9 protein-coding genes and 1 riboswitch are annotated in these 10,561 nt (G+C 70.1%); of the genes, 8 read left to right on the forward strand and 1 reads right to left on the reverse strand.

The features are described 5' to 3' along the window. The first annotated feature begins 14 nt into the window (after positions 1 to 14). The 4 genes from dxs (at position 15) to IE97_RS38620 (ending at position 4,156) form a co-directional block, all read left to right on the forward strand. Positions 15 to 1,910, forward strand: coding sequence for a 1-deoxy-D-xylulose-5-phosphate synthase (gene dxs / locus IE97_RS0122705; RefSeq protein WP_030243599.1), 1,896 nt, complete (start codon positions 15 to 17; stop codon positions 1,908 to 1,910). After that, positions 1,907 to 3,322, forward strand: a complete 1,416-nt coding sequence (locus IE97_RS0122710) for an aspartate aminotransferase family protein (protein WP_030243602.1) — start codon at positions 1,907 to 1,909, stop codon at positions 3,320 to 3,322. Before dxs ends, IE97_RS0122710 begins: the two co-directional genes overlap by 4 nt. Positions 3,323 to 3,386: 64 nt before the next feature. Beyond that, on the forward strand, positions 3,387 to 4,040 hold the full coding sequence (locus IE97_RS0122715; protein WP_030243604.1) for a helix-turn-helix domain-containing protein: 654 nt from the start codon (positions 3,387 to 3,389) through the stop codon (positions 4,038 to 4,040). After that, positions 4,037 to 4,156: a DUF6126 family protein gene (locus IE97_RS38620; protein ID WP_037834720.1), complete on the forward strand. Its 120-nt coding sequence runs from the start codon at positions 4,037 to 4,039 to the stop codon at positions 4,154 to 4,156. The genes IE97_RS0122715 and IE97_RS38620 overlap by 4 nt, the downstream gene beginning before the upstream one ends. 4 nt (positions 4,157 to 4,160) lie before the next feature. Here the strand turns inward: IE97_RS38620 and IE97_RS0122725 are convergent, their stop codons facing one another. Next, entirely contained in the window at positions 4,161 to 4,958 is a 798-nt protein-coding gene (locus IE97_RS0122725; protein ID WP_030243607.1) for a tyrosine-protein phosphatase, read from the reverse strand. A gap of 180 nt (positions 4,959 to 5,138) precedes the next feature. On the opposite strand from IE97_RS0122725, the gene IE97_RS0122730 reads away from it, so the two are divergent. From IE97_RS0122730 to IE97_RS0122745, 4 genes are all read left to right on the forward strand, one after another. Beyond that, positions 5,139 to 7,208 carry an alpha-galactosidase gene (locus IE97_RS0122730; RefSeq protein ID WP_030243609.1) on the forward strand — a complete coding sequence of 690 codons (2,070 nt, stop codon included), beginning with the start codon at positions 5,139 to 5,141 and terminating at the stop codon, positions 7,206 to 7,208. A gap of 315 nt (positions 7,209 to 7,523) precedes the next feature. Further along, positions 7,524 to 7,677, forward strand: a riboswitch (cyclic di-AMP (ydaO/yuaA leader). Positions 7,678 to 7,681: 4 nt separating this feature from the next. After that, positions 7,682 to 8,611 carry a M23 family metallopeptidase gene (locus IE97_RS0122735; RefSeq protein WP_030243611.1) on the forward strand — a complete coding sequence of 310 codons (930 nt, stop codon included), beginning with the start codon at positions 7,682 to 7,684 and terminating at the stop codon, positions 8,609 to 8,611. A 180-nt stretch (positions 8,612 to 8,791) separates the two neighbouring features. After that, entirely contained in the window at positions 8,792 to 9,508 is a 717-nt protein-coding gene (locus IE97_RS0122740; protein WP_030243614.1) for a DUF6250 domain-containing protein, read from the forward strand. A 145-nt stretch (positions 9,509 to 9,653) separates the two neighbouring features. Continuing rightward, positions 9,654 to 10,439, forward strand: coding sequence for an SGNH/GDSL hydrolase family protein (locus IE97_RS0122745; RefSeq protein ID WP_030243617.1), 786 nt, complete (start codon positions 9,654 to 9,656; stop codon positions 10,437 to 10,439). Positions 10,440 to 10,561 lie beyond the last annotated feature (122 nt).

Below are 10,561 nucleotides of genomic sequence, written 5' to 3' on the forward strand. Positions count from 1 at the left end.
AAGGGGGCCCGAGCGTGACGATTCTGGAGAGCATCCGGGGACCGCGCGACCTGAAGGCGCTGTCCGAGACGGAACTGGGGGAACTGTCCGACGAGATCAGGGAATTCCTGGTGCACGCGGTCGCCAGGACCGGCGGCCATCTGGGGCCCAACCTGGGCGTGGTGGAGCTGACCATCGCCCTGCACCGGGTCTTCGAGTCGCCGGTCGACCGCGTCCTGTGGGACACCGGCCACCAGTCCTACGTCCACAAACTGCTGACCGGACGCCAGGACTTCTCCAAACTGCGCGGCAAGGGCGGCCTGTCCGGCTACCCCTCGCGTGAGGAGTCCGAGCACGACGTCATCGAGAACAGCCACGCCTCCACGGCGCTCGGTTGGGCCGACGGGCTCGCCAAAGCCCGCCAGGTGCGGGGGGAGAAGGGCCACGTCGTCGCGGTCATCGGCGACGGAGCCCTCACCGGAGGCATGGCCTGGGAGGCGCTGAACAACATCGCCGCCGCCAGGAACCGCCCGCTGATCATCGTCGTCAACGACAACGAACGCTCCTACGCCCCGACCATCGGCGGTCTCGCCAACCACCTCGCGACCCTGCGCACCACCGACGGCTACGAGCGGGTGCTGGCCTGGGGCAAGGACGTGCTCCAGGGCACACCCCTGGTCGGCCGCACGCTCTACGAGGCCCTGCACGGCGCGAAGAAGGGCTTCAAGGACGCGTTCGCGCCGCAGGGCCTGTTCGAGGATCTCGGACTGAAGTACGTCGGACCGATCGACGGGCACGACATCGGCGCCGTCGAGTCCGCACTGCGCCGCGCGAAGCGCTTCCACGGCCCGGTACTCGTCCACTGCCTCACGGAGAAGGGCCGGGGCTGTGCACCCGCCCTCGCCCACGAGGAGGACCACTTCCACACCGTCGGCGTGATGGACCCGCTGACCTGCGAACCGCTTACCCCGTCCGCCGGCCCTTCCTGGACCTCCGTGTTCGGCGACGAGATCGTGCGGATCGGCGAGGAACGCGACGACGTGGTGGCGATCACCGCTGCCATGCTGCACCCGGTGGGCCTCGGCCGGTTCGCCGAGCGGTTCCCGGACCGGGTGTGGGACGTCGGCATCGCCGAGCAGCACGCGGCCGTGTCCGCGGCGGGTCTGGCCACGGGCGGCCTGCACCCGGTCGTCGCCGTCTACGCCACCTTCCTCAACCGCGCCTTCGACCAGCTCCTGATGGACGTGGCCCTGCACCGCTGCGGGGTGACCTTCGTGCTCGACCGGGCGGGCGTCACCGGCGTCGACGGGGCCTCCCACAACGGCATGTGGGACATGTCCGTCCTCCAGGTCGTGCCCGGCCTCAGGATCGCCGCGCCGCGCGACGCCGACCAGCTGCGCCTGCAGTTGCGCGAGGCGGTCGCAGTCGACGACGCGCCGACCCTGCTGCGCTTCCCGAAGGAGTCCGTCGGCCCGTCGGTCCCGGCGGTCGACCGGGTCGGCGGACTGGACGTGCTGCACCGTTCCGCTCAGCCGCGGGCCCTCCTGGTGGCCGTGGGTGTGATGGCGCCGGTCTGCCTCCGGGCCGCCGAGCTGCTCGAAGCACGCGGCATCGGCTGCACCGTCGTCGACCCCCGCTGGGTCAAGCCCGTGGACCCGGCCCTCCCGGGCCTCGCCGCCCAGCACCGCCTGGTCGCCGTCGTCGAGGACAACAGCCGGGCGGCAGGGGTCGGTTCGGCCGTGGCGCTGGCGCTGGGCGACGCCGAGGTCGACGTACCGGTCCGGCGCTTCGGCATCCCGGAGCAGTTCCTCGCGCACGCCAAGCGCGCTGAGGTGCTCGCCGACATCGGCCTGACACCCGTCGAGATCGCCGGACGGATCAGCGCGAGCCTGACCGTCAAGGAAGAGATGTCCAAGGAGCCACAGGAATGACAACCGCCGAATCCGCGTCGGAGTCGTCGCAGGCCGGGGCGTTCGACCTCGGCAAGCTGCTGGCCGAGCGCGGAGCCGAGCGCTACGAGCTGCACACCCGGTACCTCAACCACCAGCTCCCGCGCATGCTGCACACCATCGGCTTCGACAAGGTCTACGAGCGCGCCGAGGGCGCCTACTTCTACGACGCGGACGGCAATGACTACCTGGACATGCTCGCCGGGTTCGGGGTGATGGGGCTCGGCCGCCACCACCCCGTGGTGCGCAAGGCGCTGCACGACGTCCTGGACGCCTCTCTCGCCGACCTCACCCGGTTCGACTGCCAGCCGCTGCCGGGCCTGCTGGCCGAGAAGCTGCTCGCGCACAGCCCGCACCTGGACCGGGTGTTCTTCGGCAACAGCGGCACCGAGGCGGTCGAGGCCGCCCTCAAGTTCGCCCGGTTCGTCACGGGCAGACCCAGGGTCCTGTACTGCGCGCACGCGTTCCACGGCCTGACCACCGGCTCCCTCTCCGTCAACGGCGAGTCCGCCTTCCGCGACGGATTCGCCCCACTGCTGCCCGACACGGCCGTACCGCTCGGCGATCTCGACGCGCTGGAGCGGGAGTTGAAGAAGGGCGATGTCGCCGCCCTGATCGTCGAGCCCATCCAGGGCAAGGGCGTACTGGCGCCCCCGCCCGGGTATCTGCCGGCCGCCCAGGAGTTGTTGCACCGGCACAAGGCGCTGCTCATCGCCGACGAGGTGCAGACGGGCCTCGGCCGGACCGGCGACTTCTACGGCTACCAGCACGAGGAGGGCGTCGAGCCCGACCTGGTGTGCGTGGCCAAGGCGCTGTCCGGCGGCTATGTGCCGGTCGGCGCCACCATCGGCAAGGACTGGATCTTCAAGAAGGTCTACTCGTCCATGGACCGGGTCCTGGTCCACTCGGCGAGCTTCGGCTCCAACGCGCAGGCCATGGCGGCAGGCCTCGCGGTGCTGTCGGTGATGGAGAGCGAGCAGATCGTCGCGGGCGTCCGCACCACCGGTGAGCTGCTCAGGTCCCGGCTGTCCGCGCTGACCGGCACGTACGAGATGCTCGCCGACGTCCGGGGCCGGGGCCTGATGGTCGGCATCGAGTTCGGCCGGCCGAAGTCGCTGAAACTGCGCGGCCGCTGGGCCATGCTCCAGGCCGCGCGCAAGGGACTCTTCGCGCAGATGGTCGTGGTACCGCTGCTCCAGAAGCACCGGATCCTCACCCAGGTCTCGGGCGATCACATGGAGGTGATCAAGCTGATTCCCCCGCTGATCATCGGCGAGCGGGAGGTGGACCGGTTCGTCGACGCCTTCACCGCCGTGATGGACGACGCGCACGACGGCGGGCTGGTCTGGGACTTCGGCAGGACACTGGTGAAGCAGGCGGTGGCCAACCGGTGACGCCCTTCTTTGCCTCTGAGGCAAGAAATTTGCCGGTGGGGCAAAGTTCCGGCTGAATGGAGGCATGAGCTCCTCCGAGCCCGAGCACTCCGCCGGGCCTCATGCCGAGGCCGAGCCGATGGCCGGCCAGGCCGATGCGCTACCCGCCGTAGCGCCGCGGCTGCGGGCGCTGCGGCGCCAGGCCTCCCTGACGCTCGAGGCCGCCGCCCGTGCCGCCGGACTGTCACCCGCCCATCTCTCCCGGCTGGAGACCGGGCAGCGCCAGCCGTCGCTGCCGATGCTGCTCGCACTCGCCCGCGTCTACGGTACGACCGTCTCCGAACTGCTGGGCGAGACGGTCGCCGGCCGGGACGCCGTGGTGCGTGCGGCCGACATGGAGCCGACGGCGGCGGGTGGCTGGACGTACTGGCAGGCCGGCGCCTCCGGGCGCGGGATGCAGGCCCTGCGCGTCCATGTCCCGTACGGCTCCCAGGGCGACATCGTGCGCGTCCATCCGGGCGAGGAGTGGCTCCATGTGCTGCGAGGCCGGCTGCGACTGCGCCTCGGGGACGCCGCACACCGGCTGGCGCCCGGTGACAGCGCCCACTTCGACTCGCTCACCCCGCACCGGATCGCCGCCGAGGACCACGACGGCGTCGACCTGCTCTTCGTCCACACCCTGCTGCAGAGCCCCGCGGCCGCCCTGTGCCTGGGCCCCACCCCTGGAGACGTGTCATGAGCGACATGGAGGAGAAGTTTCCCCGCGCCCTGTGGGTGCGGTTGTTCATCTACCTCGTGATGGGGCACGTCTTCGCCGCGTTCGTCTACTTCCTGTTCGAGGCGGGGGCCCGCTAGGGCCTCAGTCGAGCAGCCGCTCGCGCAGCCGCCCCCGGGACTGAGGGGAGAGCCCGAGTCCCTGCTCCAGGTAGGCCTCGACGCCGCCCCACGTCTCGTCGATGGTGTCGAAGGCCGCCGTCAGGTACTCGGCACGCGCGTCGAACAGGGGGCTGAGCAGCTCCATGACCTCGGGGGAGTAGGCCGAGGCGTGGGAGCTGCTGCGGTGCACCTTGTAGCGGCGGTGCTTGGCGTTCGACTTCAGGTAGTCGTCGACGATCGCCTCGCGTTCGACGCCCAGCGCGAGCAGCGTCACCGCGATGGAGAGGCCCGCGCGGTCCTTGCCGGCCGCGCAGTGCATCAGCGCCGGGACGCTGTCCTCGACGAGCGCGTGCAGCACCTGGGAGTGCTCGGCGGTGCGGGTGGTGATGATCGCGCGGTACGAGGCGATCATCCGGTTCGCACCCTTGCCGTCCGAGAGGATCGCGCGCAGCTGGTCCAAGTCGCCGTCGCGGACCATCTTCCAGAACTCGGCACCGTCGGCCGGGTCGCTCAGCGGCAGATTCACGTTGCGCACGCCCGGCAGTTCGACGTCCGGCCCCTCGAGCTTCTGGTCGGCCGCGTTGCGGAAGTCGAAGATGGTGTGCAGGCCCAGGGTGGTCAGGAAGGCGGCGTCCTCGCCGGTCGCGTGCGCGAGGTGGCCGCTGCGGAACAGCATTCCCTGCCGCACCCGCCGTCCGTCCACGGTCGGCAGTCCGCCCACATCACGGAAGTTGCGCACGCCGGCCAGCTCGGGTTCGGTCGACGGGACCTGCTGTGTCACGGGGGCTCCTCCCATTCGGTACCCGTCGGCGCGGCTCGTCGACGGGCATCACTCGACGATACGACATGCCTGCCTGGGGCAATGAGTTGTCCACAGACGTTGCCCGAAGGCCCCGAAGCCCTCGATGATGTTCGGGCCTGGTCGGAGCTGGTCGGGCTTGTTCGAATCTGTGAGGGCATGATGCTGGAGATCTCCGAAGACGGTCGTACGTGGGTCCTCTCAGGGCCGGCCAGCAGCTACGCCGTCCACGTCACCGACCGGGACGAGCTGCTCCACCTGCACTGGGGCCCGCGGATCGGCCTCGCCGACGCCGAGGCCCTCGCCGTCCGGCCGCTGCCGGAGTACTGGCCCTTCGAGTCCCCGCTCGACGGCCGTGAGGAGTACCCGGTCGAGGGCGGCCCCCGTTTCGTCCGGCCCGCGCTGTCCGTCCGCACCGGCGAGCGGCGCGGTACGGAGTGGACCTATGAGGGCCATGGCGCCGGGGACGGTGAGCTGCGGCTCCGCTTCCGTGACGGCGACCTGGCCGTCACGCAGCACTACCGGATGCGGGACGACGTGATCGAGCGCTGGGTGACACTGGACAACCACGGACCGGCCGTCGAGGTGCTGCGTGCCGACTCCGCCACCTGGACCCTGCCCGACCGCGACGGCTGGCGGCTGTCCCAGCTGCACGGCCGCTGGGGTGCCGAGTCCCGATTGGAGCGTTCCCCGCTCACCCACGGCGAGAAGGTCATCGGCAGTCGCCGCGGCCACACCGGCCACCAGCACCTGCCGTGGGTCGCGCTGGACACCGACGCCACCGAGGAGCGGGGCGAGGTTTACGGATGCGCTCTGGGCTGGTCCGGATCCTGGCGGATCGCAGTGGCCCAACTCCCCGACGCACGCGTGCAGATCACCGGCGGTGCCGGGTACGACGACTCGGGACTTCTGATGCTGGGCACGGGGGAGTCGTACACGACCCCCGTCTTCGCCGGGCTCTTCAGCGACGGCGGCTTCGGCGGGGCCAGCCGCGCCTGGCACGCCTACCAGCGGGCCCACGTGGTCCCGGACGCCGACCGGGACCGGCCGGTGCTGTTCAACTCCTGGGAGGCCACCGAGTTCGACATCTCCGAGGAGCAGCAGCGGGCGCTCGCCGAGCGGGCCGCCGCCATGGGCGTCGAGCTGTTCGTGGTCGACGACGGCTGGTTCGGGGCGCGCACGAGTGACCGGGCCGGACTCGGCGACTGGACCCCCAACCCCGACCGCTTCCCGGGCGGGCTGCGGCCGCTCGCCGATCACGTGCACGGACTCGGCATGCAGTTCGGCATCTGGGTCGAGCCGGAGATGGTCAACCCCGACAGCGAGCTGTACCGCTCACACCCCGACTGGGTCCAGTATCAACCGGGACGAAAGCGGACGGAGTTCCGCAATCAGCTCGTACTCAATCTCGCCCGCGAGGACGTCCAGGAGTACCTCTGGGAACAACTCGACGGGCTCCTCTCCAGCGCCCCGGTCGACTACGTCAAGTGGGACTTCAACCGCTGCTTCTCCGACGCCGGCTGGCCGGACGACCCCTACCCGCAGCGGCTCTGGGTCGACCACGTCCATGCCCTGTACTCCCTGCTGGACCGGCTACGGGCCGCCCACCCGGGGGTGGCCTTCGAGTCCTGCTCGGGCGGCGGCGGCCGGATCGACCTCGGTGTGCTGGGCCGCACGGACCAGGTGTGGACGTCGGACAACACCGACCCGCTCGACCGGCTCGCCATCCAGCACGGCTTCAGCCAGATCCATCCGGCCCGGGTCATGGCCGCCTGGGTCACCGACAGTCCGAACGCCATGCTCAACCACCGGGCCAGTTCCCTGCGATTCCGGTTCGTCAGCGCCATGGCCGGGGTGCTCGGGGTCGGCGGGGACCTCACGAAGTGGACCGAGGAGGAGCTTGCCGAGGCCCGGGACTGGGTGAGGCTCTACAAGGAGATCCGGCCCGTGGTCCAGCGTGGCGACCTCTACCGTCTGCGGCCGCCGGAGGGTGGACTCAGCGCGGTGCAGTACGTCTTCGGTGACGAGATCGTCGTTCTCGCCTGGCTCCAGGCTCAGCGCTACGGCGAGCCCGTTCCGGCGCTCCGGCTGCGCGGCCTCGATCCGGCACTTCAGTATGAATGCCTTGAAACGGGCGAAGTTCACCGCGGGGCCGTACTGCTGCATCACGGGCTGCGAGTCGGTCTGCGCGGGGATCTGGACGCCGTGGTCGTCCGCCTTAAGTGCAAGTAACCGTTCTGCCCGAATAAGGCGCTTTGGCTGCTTCGCCACAACGTGCCCCGATCGTAAAGGAGATGAGGTCGGGGTGCGTGACCATCGTCATATTCGTGACGAAGTGTTGTCGCCATGTTCACGTAATCCACGCATTAACTGAGGGTGTCAGGGAAAGTTGGAGGTCCGTAATCCACGCTGAGTGACGGGAAATGTGCCGACGCGTCAAGAAAAACGCCGTCACGCGCAACCGCAAGCTTGTCCTATTGCGTCGTGGTCGCTTACGTTCCACACCAATCCGGACGGACGCCCAATCCTGCCGCCGCCCGGAGCCCGCACACAGACCCGACGTACGGCAGGAGCGGGGGACCCACAGGTACGACGCCTGTTCCGGTTCCCGGAACGGCTTGGGGTTAAGCCGCGCCTCGGCGCGGCCGGGCATCTCCAGCCCGCACCCGACAGCTCACCTCGCAGGCGCCGGAGAGGAATTCGCCATGCCCGCGAAGGGTAAGCATCGCCGTCCCAAGACTCAGCGTCTCACTCGCTCCATAGCCGTCGCCGGAACCGGCGGGGCCGCCCTCGCCCTTCCGCTCATGGGGGCCGCCGGCGCCCACGCGGCCACTCCGCAGTCCGCCCCGGAAAAGCCCGTCCAGTCCGCTCCGGCCGCCGAGAAGAAGGTCGCCGAAAAGGCCACGGGTGCCCGCGCGTACACCGTGAAGGCCGGTGACTATCTCGCGAAGATCGCCGACGAGCAGCATGTCAGCGGCGGCTGGAAGAAGCTCTACGCGGACAACCGCGACGCCGTCGGCGACGACCCGTCGCTGATCCACCCGGGTCTGAAGCTCTCGATCGGCAAGAAGGCGGCGAGCGCGCCCAAGCCCTCGTCCCCGTCGAAGTCCTCGGCCTCCGAGTCCTCCGCCGGGAAGTCGCCGGCCCAGTCCTCCTCGAAGGCCTCCGCCCCGACCGGCGCGACGGCCGCCAAGCCGGCCGCCAAGCCGGCCGCCGAGACCGCCGCCAGTGGCTTCAGTCTCCCGGTGGACGGCGCCGGTGTCGGCACTCCGTACCACATGTCCGGCAGCATGTGGTCCAGCGGCTACCACACCGGTGTGGACTTCGTCGTTCCGACCGGTACCTCCCTCAAGGCTGTCGGCGCGGGTACGGTCGTCTCCGCCGGCTGGGGCGGCGCGTACGGCAACCAGGTCGTCATCCAGCTCGAGGACGGCAAGTACGCGCAGTACGCCCACCTGTCCCAGCTCTCCGTCTCGGCCGGCCAGACCGTGACCGCCGGACAGCAGGTCGGCCTCTCCGGCGCGACCGGCAACGTCACCGGACCGCACCTGCACTTCGAGATCCGCACCACGCCGGACTACGGCTCGGACATCGACCCGGTCGCCTACCTGCGCTCGCACGGCCTCTCCATCTGACCGGGTCGCACGACCACCTGCCTGACACGCCGAGGGCCGGACCCGATCCCCGGGTCCGGCCCTCGGCGTGTGCCGCAGCCGGGGACAGCCCCAAGGAATCGACAGGAAGCCGGAGTTGGGACACAGTGATCCCGTCCTGAGTGCAAGCGCTTTCTAGACGGATCCCGAAGGAGCTGTCCCGTGCCCACCACCCGCAGGGCGTTCGGAGCCCTGACCGCCGGAGCCGCCCTGGCGGCCCTCGCCCCGACCGGGGCCGCGAACGCCGCGCCCCGGCACCGCCGGCTCATCGCCCATGACGACTTCCGGCACGGCCTCGCCCAATGGGCGACCGAACTCCAGGACGGTGGAACCGTCACCGCCTCCCGGGGCGTTCTGGAGATCGACGTACCGAGCGGGGCGACGGTCTGGTTCAAACGGCGGCTCGACGGGCCGTACGTCCTCGAGTACACCGCCACACCCGTCTCCGAGGGCGGAGTCAACGACCGGGTCTCGGACCTCAACAACTTCTGGAACGCCACCGACGTACGGTCGCCGGACGACCTCTTCGCCACGCCGCGCGGTGGGGCGCTGGAGGAGTACGACCACCTCACGACGTACTACGCCGGCTACGGGGCCAACTACAACACGACGACCCGGCTGCGGCGTTACGTGGGGGAGCCCGGAGTCCGTCCCCTGATCTACGACTACACCGAGCCGCTGCTGGCGCCGGGCGAGCCGAACCGGGTCCGGATCGTCGCCGACGGCTCCACGGTCCGGTGGTGGAACAACGGTCGATTGGTCTTCGACTACCGCGATCCGCAGCCCTACACGGCCGGGCACTTCGCCTTCCGGACCGTGTGGAGTCACTTCCGGATCACAGGATTCCGGGTCTGGCGGCTGCCTCCGGAACGTCACTGACGGGCTGGCTATTCCGGAGTTGGCAAACCCTTTAGGAGTGGCTTATCTCACCGCCCGTCAACCCCTTCCTACGGTCGCGTAGGTCACATTCGAAGGTGAATCATGAACGGCTGTGGCAGACGATTCGAAGAGTGACAGCAGAGCAGTGATCGGGTCGTACGTGGCGGTGGGGGACAGCTTCACCGAGGGCGTCGGTGATCCCGGCCCCGACGGGGCGTTCGTCGGCTGGGCCGACCGGTTCGCCGTGCTGCTCGCCGACCGCCGGCCCGAAGGCGACTTCCGATACACCAACCTCGCCGTGCGCGGAAAGCTCCTCGACCAGATCGTGGCGGACCAGGTTCCGCGGGCCGTCGAGATGGCCCCGGACCTCGTCTCGTTCTGTGCCGGCGGCAACGACATCCTCCGGCCCGGTACGGATCCGGACGAGGTGGCCGAGCGCTTCGAGCGAGCGGTCGCACAGCTCACCGCCGTGGCCGGGACGGTGATGGTGACGACCGGGTTCGACACCCGCGGCATGCCCGTGCTCAGGCATCTGCGCGGCAAGATCGCCACGTACAACGGGCATGTCCGGGCCATCGCCGACCGGTACGGCTGTCCGGTGCTCGACCTGTGGTCCCTGCGCAGCGTGCAGGACCGCAGGGCCTGGGACGCGGACCGGCTGCACCTGTCGCCCGAGGGGCACACACGTGTGGCGCTCCGCGCGGGCCAGGTGCTCGGCGTCCAGGTACCGGCCGACCCCGAGCAGGACTGGCCGCCGCTGCCGCAGCGCGGCACCCTCGACATCCGGCGGGACGACGTCCACTGGGCGCGGGAGTTCCTGGTGCCGTGGATCGGGCGGCGGCTGCGTGGGGAGTCGTCGGGGGACCATGTGACGGCCAAGGGGGCGCTGTCACCGGACGACATCAGGATGCGGATCGCTTCGGTGGCGTGACGGTGGGGGTGCGCGTAGCGCCAGCGGTTTCGTGGTGGGTCGGGGCCGCGCCGGGGGGTGTCCGTCCTCGGAACGGCGCGATGGGGTCGGATACCGACTGACTGTCCGTTGACGCGCCAACC

It is taken from the genome of Streptomyces sp. NRRL S-455, from assembly GCF_000717875.1.
Lineage (GTDB): Bacteria > Actinomycetota > Actinomycetes > Streptomycetales > Streptomycetaceae > Streptomyces.

Excerpts from the sequence above, each read along its gene's own strand:
- IE97_RS0122710 (WP_030243602.1), top strand. The coding sequence starts at position 1,907 with ATGACAACCGCCGAATCCGCGTCGGAGTCGTCGCAGGCCGGGGCGTTC.
- IE97_RS0122715 (WP_030243604.1), top strand. The coding sequence starts at position 3,387 with ATGAGCTCCTCCGAGCCCGAGCACTCCGCCGGGCCTCATGCCGAGGCC.
- IE97_RS38620 (WP_037834720.1), top strand. The coding sequence starts at position 4,037 with ATGAGCGACATGGAGGAGAAGTTTCCCCGCGCCCTGTGGGTGCGGTTG.
- IE97_RS0122730 (WP_030243609.1), top strand. The coding sequence starts at position 5,139 with ATGCTGGAGATCTCCGAAGACGGTCGTACGTGGGTCCTCTCAGGGCCG.
- IE97_RS0122735 (WP_030243611.1), top strand. The coding sequence starts at position 7,682 with ATGCCCGCGAAGGGTAAGCATCGCCGTCCCAAGACTCAGCGTCTCACT.